The following is a 26,073-nucleotide window of genomic DNA, read 5'->3' on the forward strand; positions in this document are numbered from 1 at the left end:
CAAGCTCGCTCCCACATTGGTCCAACTACACTCACGACTCCAACGGCATCACCGTCACCCGTACCTCCGGGTCATGGGCACCGCCCCCCAGGATCACCCCGCGCAAAGGCGATACATCGGAAAAATCCCGGCCCCAGGCCAGGGTGATGTGCTCCAAGGACGGTTGCACGTTGTTGGTCGGATCGAAATCCACCCATCCCAGCACCGGGCAAAACACCGAAATCCAGGCGTGAGACGCATCGGCACCAATCAATCGAGCCTGGCCGGGGGGTGGCTGGGTCAACAGATAGCCGCTGACGTAACGCGCCGCCAATCCGCGAGAACGTACGCAGGCCAGCATCAAGTGGGCAAAATCCTGGCAGACGCCCCGGCGTCGCTCCAGCACTTCCACCAGCGGTGTCGCGACCTGGGTGGCCTCCGCGTCGAAAGTGAACTCCTCGAAGATTTTTTCCATCAGCGCCTGGACGCCGAGCATCAACGGACGACCAACCGGGAAACAACTTTCGGAAAACTCGACGAAGCTGCGCTTGAGGTGCACATAGGGTGACTCGAAACGATAGCGGCACGCATCCAGCAACTGCGCCGTCAGCGGCCGGCCGCTGTAGGTCAATGCATGACGAGTGGATTCCCAGGCGGGCGATGAACCGAAATCCAGTGGCGGGCGCGCCAGCACCTCGACGCTCAGGCGGGCATTGACCAACAGCTCATCGTGGGGCCGCTCGAAGGCCAGGCGGGTCAGCGGATTGCCGAACACATCCTGTTCATCGCGACGGGTCGTGGGCTCCGGGCTGATGGTCAGTTGTCGTTCGGTACAGCGCTGCCATTCACAGGGCCGCGGCCATAGATGCGCCAGTTGCTGGGCGAGGGACACCGGGCTGTCGTAATGATAGTGGGTGTCGTGAAGGATCTGGTAACGGGCATTCATCAGACGGATACCGTGCGCTGGCTGACGTCGTCAACATGGGCGAAATGGCGCAAGGCCAGGCGATCGGACACCTGCCCGCTGACATCGGCGACTTCCTGCAGCAGATCGGCCAGACCGTCGAGCGCCGCGCGCAGGCTGGCTTCGCCAAACAAAAGACTCTCCAGGCAGCGCAAGTCAAAGCGCGACAGTCGCGCCACCAGTTCCGGCAGGGCGGTTTCTCTCGGCGCGCCAAAATCGTCGTTCAGACGCTTGACGGTGCGCGCCACCAGTTTCAACTGGAAGAGCACTGCGTGAGGGTTCTGTTCGTCCAGCAACAGAAGATCGAGCACCGGGATCAGCTGCGCCACCGCCAGGTATCGCGAACGGTAGGTGATGCTGCTGTTGCCCAACTCCAGCAACCATTCCAGCCCGGCCTGATCGAAAACCGCCTCGCCGCGCAGGAATGCCGCCAGGCTGCTGCTGAGAAATTGCAGACGCTCCAGGCGCCGGCCGATCATCAGGAAACGCCAGCCCTCGTCGCGGGTCATGTCGTCCAGGGCGAACCCGGACAACGCGGCCAGGGACATCACCAGTCGATTGAGAAAATCCAGCAGCTCACCGAAGTCCGGCTCGCTGGTTTCCAGCTCCACGGCTTCGCGTTGCAGTTCCACCAGTGCCTGCCAGTTCTCCCGGGACAGCTTGCCACGGACCTGCGAGGCCGCCCACTGCAAGCGCTGCAGATTGGAGCGCAGGCTGAACGACCAGTCATCCCCGAGCATGGCCGCTAGCAGGCGCTCGGGCAACTCGCCCTCCTCCGGCATCAACATCAGGCTCTCGCCCAGGGTAACCGCCGATTGCAAGGCCTGCGGATCATCGCCGTCGACATAGCGCGCCAGCATGATCCGCAGCAGACGGGCGCTGTCGTCGCAACGTTCGCAGTAGCGGCCAAACCAGAACAGGTTTTCCACCACACGAGACGGCAGATAGGGATCGCGGCGCACCAGATCATGCACGCCCACGGTTCGCTGGGCCTTCCATTGCTCACCGCCGGGCGCCTGCTCGCCAAGTACCCAGGTGTCCTTGCTGGCGCCTCCGCGCTGCATCGACACCACTTCGGCATCAGCCTCGGCGGCCACGCGCGTCAGGCCTCCCGGCAGCACTCGATAATCGTCTTTCCCGGACACCGCATAAACCCGCATGCCAATGGCTCGGGGCTGGATCTGGCCGTCTTCGGCCTGCCATACCGGCGCCTGGGACAGTTGCGCCAGTTCCTGAGCAACATAGGCATAGGGCCGCGCCTGCATGCGTGCGGCCAATTGAGCGCGCTGGTCTTCGTCCAGGTCACGACCAAATACCGGCGTGAAGCTCTGGGACGGAAACGCCGGCTTGATCAACAACTGCGGCAGTTTCTCCAGGGCCTGGGCCAGCACCGGCGGCTCTCCGCACCACCACGTGGCGATGGAGGGCAGCATCAGCTCTTCACCGAAAAGAAACTGACTTATTTTCGGCAGGAATCCCAAGAGCCCGGGAGACTCCAGGACTCCGCTACCCAGCGCATTGGCCACCAGCACCCGCCCCTGACGCACCGCCTCCAGCAATCCGGGCACGCCCAGGGCCGAATCGGTGCGCAACTCCAGCGGGTCGCAGAAATCATCGTCGAGCCGACGCATGATCGCGTGGACCCGACGCAGCCCGCTGAGAGTCTTCAGATAGACCGTCGCGTCGCGGACGGTCAGGTCGCCGCCTTCCACCAGCGGATAGCCGAGCTGGCGCGCCAGGTAGAGGTGTTCGAAGTAGCTTTCGTTGAACCGACCAGGCGTCAGCAGTACCACCAACGGCGGCTCGCCGTTGCTGGGAGCCTGTCGCGCCAGGGTCTCTTGCAACGTGCGGAAGAAACCGGACAGGTGCTGCACCTTGAGGTCGCGATAAAGGTCGGGGAAGGCCCGCGACACGATGGTGCGATTTTCCAACGCATAACCGGCGCCCGAGGGCGCCTGGGTCCGATCCGCAGTCACCCACCAGCGGCCGTCGGGCGCGCGCGCCAGATCCACGGCATACAAGTGCAGGAAGTTGCCGTCTGGCGGTGTGATGCCCTGGCAGGGCCAAAGGAAATTGTTGTGCCCAAACACCAGCTCCGCCGGCAACAGCCCCTCGCTGATCAGCCGCTGCGGCCCGTACAGGTCGGCCAGCACGGCATTAAGCAAGCGTGCCCGCTGGGCAATGCCGGCCGACAGTTGCGTCCACTCCCGAGCGTCGATGACATGGGGCAACAGGTCCAGCTCCCAAGGCCGATCAGCTCCCTTGGGGTCTGCATAGACATTATAGGTGACGCCATTTTCCTGGATCTGCCGGGCGAGCAATGCCTGGCGCTGGATCAACTGAGCCGGCGTGCTGCGCTGCAATTGGTCGAACAGCCGCCGCCAATGCGCACGCACCGCACCGCTGTCATCCAGCAATTCGTGATAGGTGCCCGTCGTCAACGGGTAACGGTCAAGCAGGTCAGGCATGGAAAGCTCGGCAGGACGGCAATGAAAGGTGAGACTAGCGCAGGCAGATGACACCCGGATAGGTATGTTTGAGCTGAATCCGGCAAGAGGCCTCAGGGCAATCATCGTGGCGAGGGAGCTTGCTCCCGCTCGGTTGCGCAGCGACCGTAAAATCCTGGGGCCGCTGCGCAGCCCGGCGGGAGCAAGCTCCCTCGCCACAAGGTAAATCTATCGTTTCAATGCCCCTTGGAAGCGTCGCAGATCGAGGGTGAGTGGAAACTCGTCATCCGTTGCCAGGTTCGGTATCGGAAGTTTCCCAGGCGTGTGTCCGATCCGGAAGAAACGCGCCATCCGCCGGCTCTCCGCTTCGTTGGCGTTGACCGGCAGGCTGTCATAGTTGCGCCCGCCCGGATGCGCCACGTGGTACTGGCAGCCGCCCAGCGAACGTTGCATCCAGGTGTCGAGCACATCGAATACCAGCGGTGCATGGACCGGGATGGTCGGTTGCAGGCAGTTGGCCGGTTGCCAGGCGCGGAAACGTACCCCGGCGACGAACTCACCGACTCGACCGGTGGGTTGCAAGGGCACCGGTACGCCGTTGCAAGTCAGCAGATAACGTTGTGGCGCCAGGCCGCTGAGCTTGACCTGCAAGCGCTCCAGGGACGAGTCCACGTAGCGTACGGTGCCGCCCGCCGTGCCCTCCTCTCCCAGCACATGCCAGGGCTCCAGCGCCTGACGCAACTGCAGCTCGATACCATTGACCGCGTAATCGCCGACCTTGGGAAAGCGGAACTCCAGGTGCGCGGCGAACCACTCGGCCCGCAGCGGATAACCGGCGACATTGAGATCGTCGATGACATCGGCAAAATCCTGCTCGATGAAATGCGGAAGCAAGAAGCGATCGTGCAGCTCAGTACCCCAGCGCGCCAGTTTCGCCGGCGCGTAGGGTTCACGCCAGAACCTCGCCACCAGCGCCCGCAGCAGCAACTGCTGGGCCAGGCTCATACGGGCGTGAGGCGGCATTTCGAAAGCGCGCAGCTCCAGCAAGCCGAGACGCCCGGTGGCGCCGTCCGGTGAATAGAGCTTGTCGATGCAGAACTCGGCGCGGTGGGTATTGCCGGTCACGTCGATCAACAGGTTGCGCAGCAATCGATCCACCAGCCAGGGCGGGCATGCTTCGCCAGGCTCGGGCATTTGCGCGAAGGCGATCTCCAGTTCATATAACGCGTCGTTGCGCGCCTCGTCCACGCGGGGCGCCTGGGACGTCGGGCCGATGAACAGTCCGGAAAACAGGTAGGACAACGACGGATGGTTATGCCAGTAGCTGATCAGGCTGCGCAGCAAGTCGGGACGACGCAGGAAGGGCGAGTCAGCCGGCGTCGCGCCGCCCAGGACGAAATGGTTACCGCCACCGGTGCCGGTGTGTCGACCGTCAATCATGAATTTTTCGGTGGTCAGCCGGTTCAGCCGCGCCTGCTCGTAAAGGAACTCGGTGCGCTCGACCAGCTCATCCCAGGTCGCCGACGGTTGCACGTTGACCTCGATGACGCCCGGGTCAGGCGTGATGCGAAAATTGCTCAGGCGCGGATCGCTCGGCGGCTCGTAGCCTTCCAGCAGCACGGGACAGCTCAGTTCCTCGGCTGTCGCCTCAATGGCGCTGACCAGTTCCAGGTAGTCCTCGACCCGCTCCAGCGGCGGCATGAACAGATAGAGCCGCCCTTCCCTGGCCTCGGCACAGAACGCGGTGCGCGTCAGCCAATCGGCCGATTCGTCGACCTTCGGCGCGCGCTCCTGTTCCAGGGCCGGCTCGCCGTGATGGGCGAGTTGCTCTGTGCCAGGCAACTCGGGCAAGTCCTGGTTCGGGTCGGTGGGATGGATGAAGGGATACTCGGCTGCCGTCACCCATGGCTGCGACGCCAGCGGCAAACGATAGCCCAGCGGCGAATCGCCCGGCACCAGCCGACAATGGTTGTCGCGCAAATACCAGCGGCCGCTTTGCCATTGATCGCCCTTGGCGGTGCGCGCCAGCGGCAGGACCTGGCCGACCACTTTGTCCAGGCCCTGGCTGAAGACCTTGCGCAACCGCGCCCGCTCCAGGGGATCCTCGAGCCGAGGGTCCTCGGCTGTCACGTTCGAAGGCAAGTTGCCCTCGCGCCAGAGGTAATGGAAATTATCTTCGTAGGCCGCGAAGACGAACCGCGCAGGAATATTCAGGCGTTCGGCGACACTCGCCAGGAAGCGCCCGGCCAGCTCGCCATCGGCGCCGTAGTCCTGCTGTTCGTCGGCGATCAGCACGTTGTCGCGCCAGATCGGCACGCCGTCACGCCGCCAATAACAGTTGAGCGACCACCGCGGCAGTTGCTCGCCGGGGTACCACTTGCCCTGGCCGAAGTGCACCAGCCCCTCGGGCGCGTAGTGCTTGCGCATGCGCTGGAACAACTCGGCGGAGAGGCGACGCTTGTCCGGGCCGAGCGCTGCGGTATTCCACTCGGCGCCGTCCGGATCGTCGATGGAAACGAAGGTCGGCTCGCCGCCCATGGTCAGGCGGACGTCGCCCTCCAGCAGGTCGCTGTCGATCTGCCGGCCCAACGCCTGGATCGCCTGCCATTGCTCTTCGGTGTATGGCTTGGTGACCCGTGGCGCCTCCCAGATTCGCTCGACGGACATTTCGTGGCTGAACTGGCACTCGCAAGGTTCCACCAGGCCGCTGATCGGCGCTGCCGAGGACGGATCGGGACTACACGCCAAGGGGATATGACCTTCACCGGCGAACAACCCGGACGTGGCGTCCAGGCCGATCCAGCCGGCGCCGGGCAGGTACACCTCGCACCAGGCGTGCAGGTCGGTGAAGTCCACTTCCGTACCGGACGGGCCGTCGAGGCTTTTCACATCGGCAGTCAGTTGGATCAGGTAACCGGAGACAAACCGCGCCGCCAGGCCCAGATGACGCAACAGTTGCACCAGCAGCCAGGCCGAATCCCGGCAGGAACCGGACGCATGCTCCAGGGTGTGCTCCGGCGTCTGCACGCCGGGCTCCATGCGGATCAGGTAACTGATGTCTTCGCTCAGGCGCTGGTTCAATGCCACCAGGAAGTCCACCGCCGGCAGCGGCGTGCGGTCGATGCCGTCCAGATAAGCCTTGAATCTCGGCGTCAGCGGCAGCTTTTCCAGATAGGGCATCAGCTCGTGTTTTTCGTCGGCTGCATAGGCAAACGGAATCTTCTCGGCGTAGGGTTCAAGGAAAAAGTCGAATGGATTGAACACCGCCATCTCGGCGACCAGATCGACCTCGACCCGCAGCTCATCGGTCTTTTCCGGGAACACCAGCCGCGCCAGGTAATTGCCCTGAGGGTCTTGTTGCCAGTTGATGAAGTGCTGATCGGGCGAGACTTTCAGCGCATACGAAAGAATGCGCGTACGGCTATGGGCGGCCGGGCGCAGGCGCACGATCTGCGGACCGAGTTCGACAGCGCGCTCGTAGCGATAATGTGTGACATGGTGCAAAGCGACATGGATCGACACGGCGTGCCTCCTGCGGAGCCTGGGCGTTATCGAAAGCGGCGCAAGACTTATGCCACACAGGCAGGTCGGACACTTTCTACGTCTACTCAGGGCAGTAGAGCACTAAAACCGCGCGATGCCTGTATTGATCTGCAACGGCCGCACATAAATGCGGCGCGGGCGGTAGCGAATCGACTCAACGGCGCGGACGCGAGGCCTTGGCGGATTGGATGATGCGTTCGCGCTGGTGGCGGATCTCGACGAGCTTGCGGCGCATTTCCCGGTGGCGTTTGCTGTTGAGCAGCAACAGAGCAACCAATGGAAAAAATAAACTCAAACTGTAGATCAGCGAATCAGGTCGATATTCGATAGTGGGTAATACACATAAAAAACACAACCCAGACACCCCTACCAACGGCCATACCCAGAATGGACGTCCGCGCGCAATCATGAAGTTGCAATGCACCACAACAAGCGTAAGCGTGATGCCCCCCAGAAAGACCACTTCACGTTATCCGCCATTGATAGCGTCCCAAAATAGCTATCAAAAAACAGTGGAACAGCAAAAACCAAAGAAAAAATCGATGCGAATATCGCGCCCATGAAGACCGGAAAATATTGCGATAGAAATTGGCGGATGCTGGGCTGGACACTCACTCCTCAATCTCCTCATACAGCCCTACAGCAATAGTCCGGACATTCCCTGAAATCGCGCTTCCGGTGAAGCCGATGGCAGCTCCCAAAGCATCCCGAATCTGCGTGACCGTGGCATGCTTGATTTGAGTGGACGTAAAACGCTTGGGTAGCTCGCCAGACAATTGTTTCAATTTGAGCAATTTGGAGGTCAAGCGCGGGTCATTGATACTCAGCAATTCTTTGGTGAGTTTGGCTCGCTCCTGACGATTCAATCCCCGAAGTACTTCCCGCACACTTTTGCCCGTCGCAGCTTTGTTCAATCTGACCAGTTTGAGCGTCGTCAGCGACGATGCTCCAACCCCAACCAACGACGCAGCGTCCAATGCGATCATGGTGTACTGGTACCACTCTTCACTATCGAGCTGATCATTTCGGGCGGGGTTAACCATTTCATTGCGCATGCGATAACCGCTGGTAAAACACTGCGCCGTGCTGGCCGCAGCGGCGGTGTAACCCAGAACAGCGATTGCAGTGCTGGCCCCCGCAGAGAATGGAATAGCAACGGAACCGCTGAGTACCACTACCCAACCGATAACGGCCCCAGCGCACGACAACGAGGTATTGATCGCTTCGCCAACCAATCGAGATTCACGAGGATTGTCCTGCACCTGCTGAGCAAACTGAGCCGGCGCAATGTACTTTTGCGCCTCACGCAAGATAATCCGCTTGGGCTTGATGCTGCAGATCGGCTTGAACTCACGCAGGGTCACTACATTGAACTCAGCATCGATATACACCACCCCGGCACCGACGATGCCGGGATCGGCGTCAATGGCGGCGAACAATCGTGGCAGGTTGATCTGGCTTTCGATGCGCTGGCGAGCCATTCGCTGGGAAATGCTGTTATCCATGCCGATGCCCGGCAAAGGGGTACTCATATGAATCGTCCTTGAGAATCGGAAAGTGGGCCTTTATCCACATCGAACACCTGTGGCGAGGGAGCTTGCTCCCGCTCGGCGGCGAAGCCGTCGTAAACCGGCCGGCACGGTCTGCCTGGGAACATTGCATGGGATTGTTTGGGGCCGCTTCGCAGCCCAGCGGGAGCAAGCTCCCTCGCCACAAAAGCTATGTTATCCGCCGTTACGCCGTTGGCGGGCGCCACGATAACAAACTGCCAGCACTGCCGCTAGAAAGCAAAACGCCAGCACTCAGGCTGGCGTTTTGCAACCGGGCGGGGCGATCAGCGCGGCACAACCGGCTTGCGCGCAGGCTTCGGTCCCTTGCCCTTGGCCGCATCCTTGCGCTCCTTGGCAGCCTTCTGATTACGGGCGAACGCAGCGGCCTTGGCTTGCTCGCGTTTGTCCCAGGCGTTACCGCCGTCGCTCGCGCGCGGTGGCAAACCGGTGTGCTGGGTCAGGATCTTGGTGGTTTCCTTGCCCACCTTATGGCTGCCAGCCGGCGTCGAGTTCTTGCGACGAGCGCTCTGGTAGCTGTCGGTCGCCGGCTGGTGCAGCGGGATCAACTGGTTCTTGCCCGGCCCGATCAGGTCGGCGCGGCCCATGCGGGTCAGCGCTTCGCGCAGCATCGGCCAGCCTTTCGGGTCGTGATAACGCAGGAATGCCTTGTGCAGGCGGCGCTGCTCTTCGCTCTTGACGATAGTCACCGCGTCGCTCTTGTAGGTGACCTTGCGCAGCGGGTTCTTGCCCGAGTGGTACATCGCGGTGGCCGTGGCCATCGGCGACGGATAGAACGCCTGCACCTGGTCGGCCCGGAAGCCGTTGCCCTTGAGCCACAGCGCCAGGTTCATCATGTCTTCGTCGGTAGTGCCCGGGTGAGCCGCGATGAAGTACGGAATCAGGTACTGCTCTTTCCCGGCTTCCTTGGTGTACTTCTCGAACATCCGCTTGAATTTGTCATAGCTGCCGATGCCCGGCTTCATCATCTGGTTGAGCGGACCTTCCTCGGTGTGCTCCGGGGCGATCTTCAGGTAACCGCCGACGTGGTGGGTCACCAGCTCCTTGACGTACTCCGGCGACTCGACCGCCAGGTCGTAACGCAGGCCGGAGGCAATGAGGATCTTCTTCACCCCAGGCAACGCCCGGGCGCTGCGGTACAGCTGGATCAGCGACGAGTGGTCGGTATTGAGGTTCGGGCAGATGCCTGGGAACACGCAGGACGGCTTGCGGCACGCGGATTCGATTTCCGGGCTCTTGCAGGCGATGCGGTACATGTTCGCGGTCGGGCCGCCGAGGTCGGAAATGACCCCGGTGAAACCAGGGACCTTGTCGCGGATCTCTTCGATCTCACGAATGATCGACTCTTCCGAGCGGTTCTGGATGATTCGACCTTCATGCTCGGTGATCGAGCAGAAGGTGCAGCCGCCAAAGCAGCCGCGCATGATGTTCACCGAGAAACGGATCATGTCGTAGGCAGGGATTTTTTCCTTGCCGTACGCCGGATGCGGGACGCGCGCGTAAGGCATGCCAAACACGTAGTCCATTTCTTCAGTGGTCATCGGAATGGGCGGCGGGTTGAACCAGACGTCGACGTCGCCGTGCTTCTGCACCAGGGCACGGGCGTTGCCCGGGTTGGTTTCCAGGTGCAACACGCGGTTGGCGTGGGCGTAGAGCACCGCGTCGCCACGGACCTTTTCCACCGACGGCAGGCGGATCACGGTCTTGTCGCGGGTCATCTTCGGGCTCGCCAGGATCTGTACGACCTTGGCTTCGCTCGGGTCGTCGACCGGCCCCTTCTCCTGCTCGATGGCGCAGGCTTGCGTATCCTGGGTATTCACGTACGGGTTGATGATCTTGTCGATCTTGCCCGGACGGTCGATGCGCGTGGAATCGACTTCGTACCAGCCTTGCGGCGTGTCGCGACGGATGAACGCGGTGCCGCGCACGTCGGTGATGTCTTCGATCTTGTGGCCGTAGGACAGGCGCTGGGCCACTTCGACAATCGCCCGCTCGGCGTTGCCGTAGAGCAGGATGTCGGCGCAGGCGTCGATCAGGATCGAATTGCGCACCCGGTCCTGCCAGTAATCGTAATGGGCGATGCGGCGCAGGGACGCTTCGATACCGCCGAGTACGATGGGCACGTGCTTGTAGGCTTCCTTGCAGCGCTGGCTGTAGACCAGGCTCGCACGGTCCGGCCGCTTGCCCGCCAAGCCGCCTGGGGTGTAGGCGTCATCGGAACGGATTTTCTTGTCGGCGGTGTAGCGGTTGATCATCGAGTCCATGTTGCCGGCCGCGACGCCGAAGAACAGGTTGGGCTCGCCGAGCTTCATGAAGTCGTCTTTGGACTGCCAGTTCGGCTGGGCAATGATGCCAACGCGAAAGCCTTGGGCTTCCAGCAGGCGGCCAATGATCGCCATGCCGAACGACGGATGATCGACGTAGGCATCGCCGGTCACGATGATGATGTCGCACGAATCCCAGCCGAGCTGATCCATCTCCTCCCTGCTCATCGGCAGGAACGGCGCCGGTCCGAAACATTCGGCCCAGTACTTGGGATAGTCAAATAACGGCTTGGCTGCTTGCATGTCGATGACCGGTATAGAAGATGAAAAATCGCGGGCGCGGAATATAGCACAAAAAACAACCAATTCCGACGACAGTGGTCGGCTTTTGCCTCTACCAGCTCCGGCGCTCCCCAATACTCCATCTGTGGAGGGTGCAGGCGTTAGATAGTTACCGCTCGTCGAGACAACCGGCGGGATAACTTGGATAGACCAACCACACCACTCCAATGGTCTTCCAATGAGTAAACACCGTTCCCAGCCGCAAGAAATACCACCTTCACCGGCCCCTGTTCACCCACATGAGGCTTTCATCAGGACACAACTGCCTTCCTGGATCAAAACAGCACCAGCAGCAACGCTCAGGGAGTTGCGCCAACACCTTATCAGTAGCAATCAAGCCCGGCATGACGTGAAGGGACTTCTCGACGAACTGAAGAGCCCCGAAGTCTTTGCTCGACCTTTGGTACAAGAAGCAATCCGGAAGCATTTTTCCGGGTTCTTGAAGGACGAAAACGCCCTTCTTGTACGTGAATGGAAGAATAGTCACCTGCTGGGTCTGATCAAGACCCACTACAAGACCACCGAACATACTTTGCTCGAGGCAGCCCTGCAGAACTTCGAAGCCTCGGAAGCGGCGAATGGAGGAATGGAACAAGGTTCCGGCCTCTATAACGTCAGCCAGGCCGGGAGGGTCTTGACGTCCATTGCCCCGACCCGGTTCGCTGGGGTTTGCCGTCAGCTGGATATCGGTGGTCAGTACCTCAAGCACGTCAACGAGGTACTTCAACCAACGGCCATACCAGGCGCCAGACGTACCGCTTCGCAAGTGCTCGGGATATTCCGCTGGCATGAGCAAAGTTGCTTCGGAGCCGCCCTGCTCTTCGCGCATCTTCGAGGCAGACTGAAACACACGGCCTATCTGCGATTACGTAGCCTGCAACGCGACACCACCCACCGTGAACTGTCGTGCAGCCACCTGACCATCGCCAACGTCGTCATTCCCAGCGTCTTGGTGATCCAACTGAACCATGGCGACAGACCGATCATCCTGTACACCCCGCAGGACCCGATTTCGCCGTTTCGTAGCCATTGGTCCATGGACGACCTGAGCCACAGCCTGGCCGAGCGCTTGAGCACCCCAGGCTACTCGGTTTTTTTCGAGCGTCTCGTCCCCTTGCGGCACAGGGATACATTACTGACCGTCCTGCCTACCCAAACCCGTTGGGTCTATCCCAACCGGCGCTTGGAAGTCTTGAAGGCCACGCTGAAAGAGCCGATTGCCCTGGCCCCGATCCAGGGAGACGTATTCTACGCAATGGGCATGCAACGGATCACACAGATCCAGAACGATGCTCGCGTCGTCGCCGTCCCCACTGCCGACATCGATATCCTGAGCCGACAAAAACGTCTTCAGTACTACGCCGACCTGGGCAAGTCAGCGCTGTTCTTTGCGGCCTCGTTCGTTCCAATTATTGGAGAAGTGCTGCTGGTGGTCAGCGCAGCCCAACTGACCGAAACCGTCTTTGACGGTTTTGCCGCCTGGAGCCGGGGCGACAGCGAGCGGGCGTTGAATGATCTGCTGGACATCGTGGATAACGCCGCTTTGGCCGTGGCAACTGCCGGGGCGATCAAGGGCAGCGGCTTCACCGCCAACCTGGTGAAAGTCCAGATACGCAACAAGGGATGGCGCCTCTGGCACTCCGACCTTGCAGCCTACCGCCACCCCACGACATTACCCGAAGCACTTCCCGCCGATGCCCAAGGCATTTATCAGCATGAACAACGGCATTATCTGAAGCTCGATGACGCGGTCCACGCCATACAACGTGACCCGCAGGACCAGCAATGGCAACTGCTTCATCCAACCGACCCGGATGCCTACACCCCCCCTATATTGGGTAATGGCGTCGGCGGCTGGCGTCACTTGCATGAAAGCACCGAGGATTGGGACGACTTCAAGCTGATCAAACGATTGGGACCTGACGCCGCCAGCATCAAGCCTACGGCGGTCGAATCTATTCTGCTGCTCGGCGGAACCGAGAACACAACCCTGCGTCAAGTCCATCAGGACGGGTCACGCCCCCCGCCTCTGCTGCGCGATACAGTTAAACGCTTCAATCTTGAGCAGGAAATCAACGACTTTTCCATCGATCGGGCCAAAGGCGCGAGCATCACCTCACACAGCCCTTTCCTTCAGTTTTACTCGGTATGCTCACTGCCTAATTGGCCGAAAAACCGAACACTATCGATCATTGACGACCAGCAAGGAGTCTTGCTCTCACACGGTAACGGGCCCGCTGAAATTCGGGTGCCGGAGTCGCGATTCAGGAACGGAGAGCTGCTGCATGCCTTAGAGATGCAAATGCCACAGCTGGAATTCAACGCCATCCTGCAGAAACCCTACATTGACGATCTCACCAAGGTCGAAAATCTGGCTATGACGCTGCACAACCACGCACAGAAAAATAAACAACTTCTGTTTGCACGACTTTTCGAATTTGGCGAAAAAATCCAAGACCCGATTCAACAAGACATTCACCGAGTCGTGCCTGAATTGCCGAAAAGCCATCTTGAGGAAATGGCCGCAGTCCTTAGCCCGAAACAACGACTGCGGATACAGCGCGAGAAAAGCCTGACCGTCGAACAACACTGGGAAGCCAGACGATACATTGAAAATATCCAGATCACTCGAGCACGCGAAAACATCTACCTGGACTCAGTGAGCAACGATGAAGGGCTATTGCTGATCATTGACACACTGGACCAGCTACCTGGCTGGCCGGCCTCGCGCCGCATAGAAATACGTGACCATAGCACCGACGGTCTACTGCTCGGCAGCAATGGCAGCGAGTCCGCCGGCACCCGTTACCTGCTGACACGCCACAATGGCTTGTACACCCCCCATGACGCCACGGGCAAACAGCTTCATGCGCCCACGGATCTGTTCAGCAGCCTTGAGAAGGTCCTGTCGGATTCCGAGCGCCGCACTGTTCTCAGTCAAGCAGGTGCTCCCACTCTCAAACAGGCCATCCGGCAGGCAAACTTGAAACTGATGGCTACACGTCCATCCGCTGTCCGACTCAAGACCTCGGGTGTACTGACGTCAGAGATGACAACACAGCCTCTGGATCCGCTTTTCGCAGTACCCAATCCGCCTCCCGAACTGACATTGCGCAGCGATGGCCTTTATCAGTCAAAACCTTTTGCTGACGGTTTCCCCCGCTATTACGTCCGAGACAAAGAGCAATACTTCCAGGTCAAGATGGATAGCCTTGGCATCCTGCTGCTCGACGCTCGCAGCCCCTTCAGGGCTTACAGGCCCTACATTCGAAAAGACGCCACAGGTGGCTGGAGCCTCGACGAAACCAAAGGCAAGCTCCTCGGAGGAGCGCCCTCCCCACTCCCGATGACGAACCCAGAATCCAGCGACGAGTTCGAGTCGGCCGAATCCTCCTCGGACTACGAAACAGCCAATGACGACCTCGAGCCGACACCTTATACGGCGAACGAACTGAGCCACATGCGCTCCGATAAGTCTTACCAGCACAGCGAGAATTATCGGCGAATCTATGTTCGCGCGAATAATGGCCGGTATCCACTCAGAGATACGGACGGGCTGCCCTTGCGAATCAGAAGCCTACAAAGCCTAGGCACCTCTCCCACCTCCGGTAGAACCTTCAGCAAGGAACTGGTTCTGCCTTATATTCAATGGGAAGGCTACGAGAAAGTGGCGCGGTTGTATGACGAGAAACTTGAAGTGGTCACCTTCACCGCTGCGCACCAGAAATTCCCGGAAGAAAGAGTTCTGATCGGCCAATCGGCCGTGGTGAATAAGCAGCCGCTCAAAAAAGGCGAAATACTCGGGGTCTACGGTGGCGAGCTTGTTCCCATCACTGTTGCCGCGCATCGCCAGGATCCTTATCTGAACGACATCAGCCCGATCGACCAGCCCGGCTCGAGTAACGAAGCATCGCCCCGCCCAATCAGAAGCGATGTGGTGTTTTCAGGGGACAATATCCTGTCTCGGATCAATACCATTTTCGAATACGAAGAGGGCATACCCGTGAGGCAAGCGGCCGCAGGCTATAACGTCGAATCGGCATTTTTCAAAGCCTATGTCCAAAAAGGCGAGCAGCCACGGGAATGCGTAACGCTAACGGTGCTCTTCGCCAACGAGGACATTCCGGCAAATACCGAGTTGCGCTGGAACTATCAATACGACGAAACAATGATCCAGGCACTGTTTGAGGCCGGGGCCAAGCCCTGATTATTCGTCGTCATCAAAATTGTAGCTACCCGGCGCCAGGTTTTCGAAGCGCGTGTACTTGCCGATAAACGCCAGGCGGATAAAGCCGATCGGGCCGTTCCGCTGCTTGCCGATGATGATTTCGGCAATGCCCTTGTGTTCCGTCTCGGGGTGATACACCTCGTCGCGGTAGACGAACATGATGACGTCGGCGTCCTGCTCGATCGCTCCGGATTCCCGCAAGTCGGAGTTCACCGGACGCTTGTTGGGGCGCTGTTCCAGGGAACGGTTCAACTGCGAAAGGGCAACGACTGGGCAGTTGAATTCCTTGGCCAGGGCCTTGAGGGAACGAGAGATCTCGGAGATCTCGTTGGTCCGGTTGTCGCCGCTGGAACCGGGGATCTGCATCAGTTGCAGGTAGTCGATCATGATCAGCGCGATATCACCGTGCTCACGCACCAGGCGACGGGTTCGGGCGCGCATTTCCGACGGGCTGATACCGGCGGTATCGTCGATGAACAGCTTGCGGTCGTTGAGCAGGTTGACCGCCGAGGTCAGGCGCGGCCAGTCGTCGTCTTCCAGCTGGCCGGAACGGACCTTGGTCTGGTCGATACGACCCAGGGACGACAGCATACGCATGATCAGCGATTCGCCTGGCATCTCGAGGGAGTACACCAGCACCGCCTTGTCGCTGCGCAGCACGGCGTTTTCCACCAGGTTCATCGCAAAGGTGGTCTTACCCATGGACGGACGGCCGGCGACGATGATCAGGTCGGACGGTTGCAAGCCGCTGGTCTTCTCGTCCAGGTCGGTATAGCCGGTGGACAGGCCGGTAATGGCGTTGTCCGTGTTGAACAAGGTGTCGATGCGATCGATGGCCTTGGTCAGCAAGTCATTGACGCTCACCGGGCCGCCGGTTTTCGGCCGGGCCTCGGCGATCTGGAAAATCTGCCGCTCGGCTTCGTCAAGAATTTCGGCGGCGGTTCGGCCTTCCGGGTTGAACGCGCTGTCGGCGATTTCAGTGCTGATGCCGATCAACTGACGCAAGGTTGCCCGCTCACGAACGATCTGGGCATAAGCCTTGATGTTGGCGACCGACGGGGTGTTTTTTGCCAGTTCGCCCAGGTAACCGAGGCCGCCGACCTGGGACGTCTGCCCTTCCTTGTCCAATTGCTCGGCCAGGGTGACGACGTCGATCGGCATGTTCTGATCGGCGAGCCTGGCGATCGCGCGGAAAATCAGGCGGTGGTCATGCCGATAGAAATCGCCGTCGGAAACTTGATCGAGCACACGTTCCCAGGCGTTGTTGTCCAGCATCAGGCCACCGAGTACGGCCTGTTCGGCCTCGATGGAATGCGGAGGCACCTTCAAGGCAGCGGTTTGCAGATCGTATTGCTCGGGAGCGGTGATTTCGTTCATGGCCACTTGATTCTTCAGGTAAAGCAGGGGGTATGGAAATCAGGACTTGCAGAAAGACAAAGGGCACGACCTGTAGACAGGATCGTGCCCGATGTTACCGGTTGGCGCCCGAGGGTGCCAACCGACAGGTGTTGCTTAGGCTGCTACCACGACAACGCGTACGGTGGCTTCAACTTCGGCGTGCAGGTGCACGGCTACGTCGAATTCACCTACGTTGCGGATAGTGCCGTTCGGCAGACGAACTTCGCTTTTCGCAACTTCAACGCCGGAGGCGGTCAGTGCGTCAGCGATGTCGTGAGTACCGATCGAACCGAACAGCTTGCCTTCGTCGCCAGCGGTGGCAGTGATGGTCACTTCCAGCTCGGCCAGTTGGGCAGCACGGCTTTCAGCCGATGCCTTACGGTCTGCGGCGGCTTTTTCCAGCTCAGCGCGACGCTCTTCGAACGCAGCCAGGTTGGCAGCGGTCGCAGCGGTGGCTTTGCCGAAAGGCAGCAGGTAGTTACGGCCGTAACCGGCCTTAACGTTTACTTTGTCGCCCAGGTTGCCCAGGTTGGCGATTTTTTCCAGAAGGATCAGTTGCATGTGAAAATCCTCTAACTTTTAACCTTCACCGTTCGCGTTGTCGGCGTCTTTCGGCGCCATACGACCGCGAAAATCAATCAGGCTGTCGACGATGGCCAGGACCACCAGCAACGGATAGATCAGCTGCATGAACAGCAACAACGTGACGTACAACCCGACCAGCCAGAACCTGGCCAGTCGCTTTTGCGCCACAAGCCCGTGAATCAGGGCCAGGGCGGCAAACACCAGCGGTACACTGCACAACGGCGTGAGCATGGCCATCTGCGGACCGAAATTCGGCCCCAGGAGCATGCCCGCCAGCAGTAACATCGCCAGCCCGAGCGGGAAACGAATGGCGCGAAATTCGCGACCAAAACCACCCGGGTTGTACAACAACGCTTGCCAGTAGCGCCCGATAATCAGGCTCAGCACACTGACGATTTGCAACAAGGCCGCAATCAGGCCGGTCAGGACCGGTGCGATCAGGGACGCGAAACGCGCCTGCTCCTCTGCCGACATCTGTTGGTAGAGATCACCGAGGGCTTCGGGCAGGATTTTTATCAAAGCCTGCGAGAGCATCTCGATCTGGGGTGCGAAAGCCACCCCGAGCACCACTGAAAACACCACTCCCATCGCTATGCTGACCAGCAGCACGCGGTTCCAGGATTCGCTGGCGCGCAACACCAACGCCAGCGCCGAAGACCCCAGCAGCACCATCAGTGCCCGCGGGTCAGCGGAATACAACCACCAGAGCAAGGCCGGCAGCAGTCCCAGAGCAAGAACGCCAAGGGCGTCCCTCAATCCGCGCCGCAGGAGTACGAGACTCACCGCGGCAGCACCCAACCAATACAACAACGGCAATGCCGCGCATCCAGCCACTACGAGAGTGGCCTGCATACGACCGCGCATGATGAACTCAGCTAAGGCGCGCATGCATTCAATCCTTTGCTACGTATCGACTGCCCGGTCTCAGCGGCCGTGGCTGTCGGTGTAGGCCAGCAGGGCCAGGAAGCGGGCGCGCTTGATAGCGGTGGCCAGCTGACGCTGATAACGTGCTTTGGTACCGGTGATACGGCTTGGAACGATTTTGCCGGTCTCGGATACGTAGGCTTTCAGAGTGTTGAGATCTTTGTAATCGATCTCTTTCACGTCTTCAGCGGTGAAGCGGCAGAATTTACGACGACGGAAGAAACGTGCCATGTGATTGGCTCCTTAAAAGGTCCGTGGATTACTCGTCAGCGTTATCGCTGTTGTCGCTGTCGCTATCGCTGTCATCGCCATCGGCGCTGTCAGAGTGCTCAGGACGGTCGCGACGCTCACGGCGCTCACTGCGGTTTTCTTCAGCCTTGAGCATCTCGGATTGGCCGGTGACGGCTTCTTCGCGACGGATGACCAGGTTACGGATCACTGCATCGTTGTAGCGGAAGTTGTCTTCCAGCTCGGCCAGGGCCTTGCCGGTGCACTCAACGTTCAGCATCACGTAGTGAGCCTTGTGAACATTGTTGATTGCGTAGGCCAGTTGACGACGGCCCCAATCTTCCAGACGGTGGATTTTGCCGCCGTCTTCTTCGATCAGCTTGGTGTAACGCTCAACCATGCCGCCGACTTGCTCGCTTTGATCCGGGTGGACCAAAAAGATGATTTCGTAATGACGCATGAATGCTCCTTACGGGTTGTAGCCTGCCGCTCAAAAACGGTCAGACAAGGAGTGAATGACACTTATGGACTTGAGGACGCTAGACACATAAGTGCCTGCCATCACAGCAAGGGGCGCAATTGTAGAGAAGGGTCGAGGGCGGCGCAAGGCAATTGGCGATTATTTGAACAGCGCCGTTCCTTGCCCTACACAAAACACTGTGGGAGCGAGCTTGCTCGCGATAGCGGCGTGCCAGGCGACATTTCCATCACTGGCAGGCCCTCATCGCGAGCAAGCTCGCTCCCACATTCTGACCGCGTCTGGATCAGGGCTTTTTGGCGGCAGCCTTGGCCCCACGCTGGCGCTGGGCTTCGAACAGGCACACGCCGGTGGCAACCGAGACGTTGAGACTGCTGACACTGCCGGCCATCGGCAGCTTGACCAGGTAGTCGCAATGCTCGCGGGTCAGGCGGCGCATCCCCTTGCCTTCGGCGCCCATGATCAGGATGGTCGGGCCGGTCAGGTCCTGGTCATAGATGCTGACCTCGGCCTCGCCCGCCGTGCCGACGACCCACAAGCCGCGCTGCTGGAGTTTCTCCAGGGTGCGCGCCAGGTTGGTCACGGCCACCAGCGGGATCACTTCCGCCGCGCCGCAGGCGACTTTACGCACTACCGGGGTCAGGGTGGCCGACTTGTCTTTTGGCACGATCACCGCCAACGCCCCGGCGGCATCCGCCGAACGCAGGCAGGCGCCGAGGTTGTGCGGGTCGGTCACGCCGTCCAGCACCAGCAGCAAGGGTGCGCCCTCGGTGCGATCGAGCAGCTCGTCGAGCATCGCCTCGCCCCAGACCTGGCTCGGGCTGACTTCGGCCACGACACCCTGGTGCACGCCTTCAACCCAGGCGTCCATCTCACGCCGCTCGGCCTGGCCGACCGCCACGCGATTCTCGCCCGCCAGCTCGATCAACGTCTGGACACGCGGATCGCTGCGTCCTTCCGCCAACCAGATCTGCTTGACCCGCTTGGGGTGGTGACGCAACAGCGCCTCCACGGCATGCACACCGTAGATTTTTTCCAGCTGACTCATGACTTGCCCTTGGGTTTACGCGTCCCGCCACTTTTGGCTGGGGACGAGCCCGCTTTCGGCGGACCTTTACGGTGCTTGCTCGGCTTGCTGGTCGCCTTGTCCGGGGTCGACCTTCCGGTCTTTCCCCCAGACGCCGCTTTACCACCGTTCTTGGCTTCGGCCAGCAACGCCTGTTTCATTTCACGGCTTTTGCGCAACTCGGCATTTTTCGCCGCCGCATCGCTCGGGCGATAGGCCTCGACGGCCTTCTCCTTGGCCGAACCGCGGCGCCCCGACTTGGCCGGGGCAGGCTCGGCGGCGGTCTTGGTTGCTGGCGCAGCCGTTTCGGTGCCGCGCTTCTTGCGACCGATCGGCGCGCTGATGGTTTTTTCGGCCATCTCGAAGTCGATCTTTCGCTCGTCCAGATCGACGCGCATCACCCGCACTTCAACGGTATCGCCAAGACGGAAGCTGCGACCGGTGCGCTCGCCCGCCAGGCGGTGATGCACAGGATCGAAGTGGTAGTAGTCGCCCGGCAGCGCGGTGACATGCACCAGGCCTTCGACGTAGATGTCGGTCAGCTCGACGAACAGGCCGAAACCGGTCACGGCGGTGATCACGCCCGGGAAAGACTCACCCACGCGATCCTTCATGTACTCGCACTTGAGCCAGTTCACCACGTCGCGGGTCGCTTCGTCGGCACGCCGCTCGCTCATCGAGCATTGCTCGCCGAGCTGCTCCAGGGCCGCCTCGTCGTACGGGTAGATACGCGCCTTGGGGATGGTCATCGCACCGGCACGCTTGACGTGCGGGGTGTCCATCTTCGAGTGGATCACGCTGCGAATCGCCCGGTGCGTGAGCAGGTCGGGGTAGCGACGGATCGGCGAAGTGAAGTGGGTGTAGGCTTCGTAATTCAGGCCGAAGTGGCCCTGGTTGTCGGCGCTGTACACCGCCTGGCTCAGCGAACGCAGCATCACGGTCTGGATCAGGTGGAAGTCCGGACGATCCTTGATGCTTGCCAGCAAGGCTTGGTAATCCTTCGGCGACGGACCTTCCTTGCCCTTGTGCAACGACAGGCCAAGCTCGCCCAGGAATGCCCGCAATTTTTCCAGACGCTCTGGTGGCGGACCGTCGTGGACGCGGTACAGCGCAGGAATTTCATGCTTTTTCAGGAATTCGGCGGTGGCCACGTTGGCCGCCAGCATGCATTCCTCGATCAGCTTGTGGGCGTCGTTGCGAATCGTCGGACGGATCTCGGCGATCTTGCGCTCGGTACCGAAGATGATCCGGGTTTCCTGGGTTTCGAAATCGATCGCGCCCCGCACGTGACGCGCCGCCAGCAATACCTTGTACAGCGCGTAGAGCTGCTTGAGGTGCGGCACCACGTCGGTGTACTCGCCGCGCAGCTTGCGCGATTCGGCGAGTTTCGGCGTTTCCAGCATCGCACTGACCTTGTTGTAGGTCAGGCGGGCATGGGAATGGATCACCGCTTCATAGAAGCAGTAGTTGGTCATCTCGCCGGATTTGGAGATATCCATCTCGCAAACCATGGCCAGGCGATCGACTTGGGGATTGAGCGAACACAGGCCGTTGGACAACTGCTCGGGCAGCATCGGCACGACGCGCTCGGGGAAATACACCGAGTTGCCGCGCACCTGGGCCTCGGCATCCAGTGCCGAGCCGAGCTTCACGTAGCTGGAGACGTCAGCAATCGCCACGTACAACTTCCAGCCGCCGGAGAACAAGCGCAACTTGCCTGGCTTGGCTTCGCAGTAGACCGCGTCGTCGAAGTCCCGGGCGTCTTCGCCGTCAATAGTGACGAACGGCAGATGGCGCAGATCGATGCGCTTCTCTTTGTCCTTCTCTTCGACTTCCGGCTTGAGCTTGCCAGCTTCCTTGAGCACCGCCTCAGGCCAGACGTGGGGGATATCATAGGTGCGCAGGGCAACGTCGATTTCCATGCCCGGGGCCATGTAGTTGCCGACCACTTCCACCACGTCGCCTTGCGGCTGGAAGCGCGGGGTTGGCCAGTGGGTGATCTTCACCTCGACGAACTGACCGACCTGGGCGTTGGCGTTGCGGCCCGGCGTCACCAGCACTTCCTGCTGGATCTTCGGGTTGTCGGCGACGACAAAACCGATGCCGCCCTCTTCGAAATAACGACCGACAATGGTCTCGTGGGCACGAGACACCACTTCGACGATCACACCCTCACGACGCCCACGGCGATCCAGGCCGGAGACACGGGCCAGGGCGCGGTCGCCGTCGAACACCAGGCGCATCTGCGCCGGGCTCATGAACAGGTCGTCACTGCCGTCATCCGGAATCAGGAAGCCAAAGCCGTCGCGGTGCCCGGCAATACGACCCAGGATCAGATCGAGCTTGTCGACCGGCGCATAAGTGCCACGGCGGGTATAGATCAGTTGAGCGTCGCGCTCCATGGCGCGCAGACGGCGGCGCAGGGCCTCGAGCTGGTCCTCGGTGGTCAGACCGAATTCTTCGACCAACTGCTCACGGCTAGCAGGCGAACCCCGATCGGCGAGATGCGCCAGGATCAGTTCGCGGCTAGGAATAGGGTTTTCATATTTTTCCGCTTCACGAGCGGCCTCGGGATCGAGGGACTGCCAATCGGCCATTAGAGAGTTTTCACCTTGTCTATATGCGGGTTAGTTTGGCATAGGCGTAATGAAACGGGAAATTTCAAGCGTCAGATGCCTTTTCTAAAGCCTTTTGACACGCCTTTAAAGCCTGTGATTGCACCGCTCGTGAAATTTAGCTTTTTTTTGCACCGAGGGGTTTACAGTTAAAAACACGCTCCGTATAGTGCGCGCCATCGACGACGCACACACGTTGTCGATATTGCCCAGATGGTGAAATTGGTAGACACGCCAGCTTCAGGTGCTGGTGACCGCAAGGTCGTGGAAGTTCGAGTCTTCTTCTGGGCACCAATTTCAAGCAGCAGATAATGTCTGCGAGCTTTTACAGAAACCCGCGAAAGCGGGTTTTTGCATTTTTGCCCCCGCCGTTTCGTTTTGGCAATTACCAAAACAAAAACAGGGGTTTACAGATCAAAATGCGCTCCGTATAGTGCGCGACATCAACAGCGGCAACGCTGAAGATACTGCCCAGATGGTGAAATTGGTAGACACGCCAGCTTCAGGTGCTGGTGACCGCAAGGTCGTGGAAGTTCGAGTCTTCTTCTGGGCACCAATTCAAGCTTCAAGGTTTACGTACCTTGAACCTCACAAAAACCCGCGAAAGCGGGTTTTTGCATTTCCGGGCTAGAGGCCCTGTGGCGAGGGAGCTTGCTCCCGCTGGAGGGCATAACCCTCCCCATCAATTCATCAGACGCCTGGGTGCTGCTGCGGAGCCCAGCGGGGACAAGCTCCCTCGCCACGCAAACTCCCCACTTATCGTCAAGACGCACATGAGAAACAATATCGTTTATCATTGTTACAAGTTTTTGCTACACGACAGTGAGGAACCCCCGCGAATGATGTTTCGAACCACCCTGCGCCGCGCCCTGACCTGCACCCTGCTCGGCCTGACCCTCGCAACGCCCCTCACCCAAGCCGCCGACAAGGTGGAACTGACTCTCTACAACGGCCAGCACAAAGAAGTTGGCGATGAACTGGCCAAGGCCTTCGAGGCCAAGACCGGCATCCACGTCAACGTGCGCAAGGGCAGCAGCAACCAGCTTGCCAGCCAGATTGTCGAAGAAGGCGAGCGCTCTCCTGCGGACGTGATCTACACCGAAGAGTCGCCGCCCTTGAACAAGCTCGGCGAGCAAGGGCTGCTGGCGAAGATCGACGACGCCACGCTCAACGTACTACCCAAGGATTATGTTGCGAGCAATGGCACCTGGATGGGCGTGACCGCCCGCGTACGTGTGGTTGCCTACAACCCCAAACTGATCGACGAGAAAGACCTGCCGAAAACCGTCCTCGATTTCGCCCAGCCGCAATGGCAGGGCAAGGTCGGCTTTGTACCAACCAGCGGCGCGTTCCAGGAGCAAGCCGTCGCCATCATCAAGTTGCACGGGATGGACGCCGCCGAGGAATGGCTCACCGGGCTGCGCGCGTTCGGCAAGGTCTACAGCAACAACATGGTTGCCCTCAAGGCCGTGGAAAACGGCGAAGTGGCAACGGTCCTGGTGAATAATTACTACTGGTTCGCGCTGCAGCGAGAGAAAGGCCAGCTCGACTCCAGGCTGCACTATTTCACCGGAGGCGATGCCGGTGGCCTGGTGACCGTGTCCAGCGCCGCCGCGCTGAAATCCAGCAAGCACCCCAAGGAAGCCCAACAACTGCTCGCCTACATGGCCAGTGAAGAAGGCCAGCGCGTGATTACCCAGACGTCCGCCGAGTACCCGCTGCACAAAGGCATGGTGTCGGACCGTGGCCTCAAGCCGTTCAGTGAACTTGAACCGCCAAAGGTCACCCCGGCCGACCTCGGCAATGCTGAAGAAGCCCTGGAGCTGGAACGTGAAGTCGGCCTGAACTGATGACACCGTCGCTGAACGCACCCCGTGTCGCGGGGAGCTATATCCCCCGGCGCAAGCGCCCCTCGATCGGTCTGCTGCTCCCGGTTCTGCTGCTGGTGCTGCTGAGCGCGTTGCCGCTCTTGTATGTCATCGCGAAGGCCTGGCAGGCCGGCTGGACAGAAGCATTGCACTTGCTCTGGCGGCCTTATGTATTCGGCCTGCTGCGCAACACCTTGGCGCTGATGATCGGTGTCACGCTGGCCTGTGGCGTGATCGGCCTGTCCCTGGCCTGGCTTTTGGAGCGCACCAATCTGCCGGGACGCAGGGTCTGGGGCGTGATCCTCTGCCTGCCATTCGCAGTGCCGGCGTTTGTCAGCAGCTTCACCTGGGTATCGCTCAGCGCGCAATTCGAAGGACTGGGCGGGGCCATCCTGGTCATGACGCTGTCCAAATATCCGCTGATTTTCCTGCCGGTGGCGGCAACGCTACGCAATCTCGATCCCTCTCTTGAGGAGTCCGCACGAACCCTGGGGCAAAATCGCAGGGGCGTGTTTTTTCGCGTCACCCTGCCATTGCTCTGGCCTTCGCTGCTGGCCGGCTCACTATTGATTGCCTTGCACATGCTGGTGGAGTTCGGCGCGTTGTCGATCATCGGACTGCAAACATTTACCACCGCGATCTATCAACAATTCGAGCTGGAGTTCAGCAACGCCAATGCCGCCATGCTGTCGGCGGTGCTGTTGGTGCTTTGCCTGGCACTGTTGTGGCTGGAATTGCGCGTGCGCGGCAAGGGCCGCCACGTACGCACCGGACAAGGCGCGGCACGCCGCGCGGAACAGGTACGACTCGGCCCCTGGGCGCTCCTCGGCCAGCTGTATTGCGCGGCATTGACGGTTATTGGCAGCGGTATTCCGCTGGGGATGCTGGTGTATTGGCTGGCGGTGGGCACTTCCGCCGCCTTCCCGGTGGGCGAGATCGGCGAAGCCCTGCTGTCATCCCTGGCGCTGTCACTGGGCGGCGCCGCGCTGTGCCTTGTACTCGCGGTGCCGGTCGGCCTGCTGGTGGTGCGTCACAAGGGGCGCCTGGCGCTATGGGCAGAACGCCTGCCGTATTTGCTGCATGCACTGCCAGGCCTGGTGATTGCCCTGAGCCTGGTGTATTTCGCGCTGCACTATGTGCCGGCGCTCTATCAGACCTCGGGCTTGCTGCTGATTGCCTACGCGCTGCTGTTCCTGCCGCTGGCCCAGGCGCCGGTGCGTACGGCGCTGAACAAGGCCGCGCCGCAGCTGGAAGAGGCGGCTCGCACGCTGGGGGCTTCTTCTTTCAGTGCGTTTTGCCGGGTGACCTTGCCGATTATCTTCCCGGCGCTGGGGGCGGCATTTGCGCTGGTTTTCCTGGACGCGATGAAAGAACTGACTGCTACTTTGCTGCTCAGCCCGACCGGGCTCAACACCCTGGCGACAGCGGTCTGGGCACATACCTCGAACGTCGAGTTTGCGGCAGCGGCGCCTTACGCGGCGCTGCTTATCCTGGTGTCGGGGTTGCCGGTCTATTTACTGACGACGCGGATGTATCTGAGCCGCTGAAATCACTTTCGCGAGCAGGCGCGCTCCCA

Annotated in this window: 15 protein-coding genes, 2 tRNA genes and 1 pseudogene; 5 read left to right on the top strand and 13 right to left on the bottom strand. The window is 60.3% G+C overall.

Features of this window, described 5'->3' with window-relative positions; all coding sequences use genetic code 11:
• Positions 1–31: 31 nt before the first annotated feature.
• The 6 genes and pseudogenes from J3P94_RS24655 to J3P94_RS24680 all read right to left on the bottom strand — a co-directional run bounded on the left by J3P94_RS24655 (position 32) and on the right by J3P94_RS24680 (position 11,068).
• Positions 32–925, bottom strand: coding sequence for a transglutaminase family protein (locus J3P94_RS24655; protein WP_434569991.1), 894 nt, complete (start codon positions 923–925; stop codon positions 32–34).
• Positions 925–3,411, bottom strand: coding sequence for a circularly permuted type 2 ATP-grasp protein (locus tag J3P94_RS24660; RefSeq protein ID WP_434569992.1), 2,487 nt, complete (start codon positions 3,409–3,411; stop codon positions 925–927). The genes J3P94_RS24655 and J3P94_RS24660 overlap by 1 nt, the downstream gene beginning before the upstream one ends.
• A 207-nt stretch (positions 3,412–3,618) precedes the next feature.
• The gene (locus tag J3P94_RS24665; protein ID WP_434569993.1) at positions 3,619–6,912 is read right to left on the bottom strand and encodes a DUF2126 domain-containing protein; all 3,294 of its coding nucleotides are present in this window, start codon (positions 6,910–6,912) and stop codon (positions 3,619–3,621) included.
• A gap of 175 nt (positions 6,913–7,087) precedes the next feature.
• Positions 7,088–7,548, bottom strand: a pseudogene (locus J3P94_RS24670) (hypothetical protein).
• Entirely contained in the window at positions 7,545–8,465 is a 921-nt protein-coding gene (locus tag J3P94_RS24675) for an NAD synthetase (protein ID WP_434569994.1), read from the bottom strand. The pseudogene J3P94_RS24670 and the gene J3P94_RS24675 overlap by 4 nt, the downstream one beginning before the upstream one ends.
• Before the next feature lie 302 nt (positions 8,466–8,767).
• Complete coding sequence (locus tag J3P94_RS24680) at positions 8,768–11,068, bottom strand: YgiQ family radical SAM protein (RefSeq protein WP_434569995.1); 2,301 nt, start codon at positions 11,066–11,068, stop codon at positions 8,768–8,770.
• Between the two features lie 217 nt (positions 11,069–11,285).
• On the opposite strand from J3P94_RS24680, the gene J3P94_RS24685 reads away from it, so the two are divergent.
• Positions 11,286–15,314 (top strand): dermonecrotic toxin domain-containing protein, encoded by a 4,029-nt coding sequence (locus tag J3P94_RS24685; protein WP_434569996.1) that lies wholly within the window; start codon positions 11,286–11,288, stop codon positions 15,312–15,314.
• On the opposite strand, the gene dnaB is transcribed toward J3P94_RS24685, so the two are convergent.
• From dnaB to rnr, 7 genes are all read right to left on the bottom strand, one after another.
• Positions 15,315–16,712 carry a replicative DNA helicase gene (gene dnaB, locus J3P94_RS24690; RefSeq protein ID WP_027911801.1) on the bottom strand — a complete coding sequence of 466 codons (1,398 nt, stop codon included), beginning with the start codon at positions 16,710–16,712 and terminating at the stop codon, positions 15,315–15,317.
• A 135-nt stretch (positions 16,713–16,847) separates the two neighbouring features.
• Positions 16,848–17,294 (bottom strand): 50S ribosomal protein L9, encoded by a 447-nt coding sequence (gene rplI / locus J3P94_RS24695; RefSeq protein ID WP_003186385.1) that lies wholly within the window; start codon positions 17,292–17,294, stop codon positions 16,848–16,850.
• 18 nt (positions 17,295–17,312) lie between these two features.
• Positions 17,313–18,206: a hypothetical protein gene (locus tag J3P94_RS24700; RefSeq protein WP_305497181.1), complete on the bottom strand. Its 894-nt coding sequence runs from the start codon at positions 18,204–18,206 to the stop codon at positions 17,313–17,315.
• Positions 18,207–18,242: 36 nt separating this feature from the next.
• Positions 18,243–18,473 (bottom strand): 30S ribosomal protein S18, encoded by a 231-nt coding sequence (gene rpsR / locus J3P94_RS24705; protein WP_002551829.1) that lies wholly within the window; start codon positions 18,471–18,473, stop codon positions 18,243–18,245.
• Positions 18,474–18,501: 28 nt separating this feature from the next.
• Positions 18,502–18,930 (bottom strand): 30S ribosomal protein S6, encoded by a 429-nt coding sequence (gene rpsF / locus J3P94_RS24710; RefSeq protein ID WP_003186395.1) that lies wholly within the window; start codon positions 18,928–18,930, stop codon positions 18,502–18,504.
• A gap of 304 nt (positions 18,931–19,234) precedes the next feature.
• Positions 19,235–19,996 carry a 23S rRNA (guanosine(2251)-2'-O)-methyltransferase RlmB gene (rlmB, locus tag J3P94_RS24715; protein WP_434569997.1) on the bottom strand — a complete coding sequence of 254 codons (762 nt, stop codon included), beginning with the start codon at positions 19,994–19,996 and terminating at the stop codon, positions 19,235–19,237.
• Entirely contained in the window at positions 19,993–22,611 is a 2,619-nt protein-coding gene (gene rnr, locus J3P94_RS24720) for a ribonuclease R (RefSeq protein WP_434569998.1), read from the bottom strand. Before rnr ends, rlmB begins: the two co-directional genes overlap by 4 nt.
• Positions 22,612–22,836: 225 nt before the next feature.
• On the opposite strand from rnr, the gene J3P94_RS24725 reads away from it, so the two are divergent.
• From J3P94_RS24725 to J3P94_RS24740, 4 genes are all read left to right on the top strand, one after another.
• Positions 22,837–22,923: transfer RNA gene (locus J3P94_RS24725), tRNA-Leu, on the top strand.
• A gap of 175 nt (positions 22,924–23,098) precedes the next feature.
• Positions 23,099–23,185: transfer RNA gene (locus J3P94_RS24730), tRNA-Leu, on the top strand.
• A gap of 283 nt (positions 23,186–23,468) precedes the next feature.
• Positions 23,469–24,479: an extracellular solute-binding protein gene (locus J3P94_RS24735; protein WP_305497188.1), complete on the top strand. Its 1,011-nt coding sequence runs from the start codon at positions 23,469–23,471 to the stop codon at positions 24,477–24,479.
• Positions 24,479–26,044, top strand: coding sequence for an ABC transporter permease (locus J3P94_RS24740; RefSeq protein WP_434569999.1), 1,566 nt, complete (start codon positions 24,479–24,481; stop codon positions 26,042–26,044). Before J3P94_RS24735 ends, J3P94_RS24740 begins: the two co-directional genes overlap by 1 nt.
• Positions 26,045–26,073: the final 29 nt, after the last annotated feature.

The organism is Pseudomonas sp. Z3-8 (assembly GCF_051131975.1).
In the GTDB taxonomy this organism is placed as follows: domain Bacteria; phylum Pseudomonadota; class Gammaproteobacteria; order Pseudomonadales; family Pseudomonadaceae; genus Aquipseudomonas.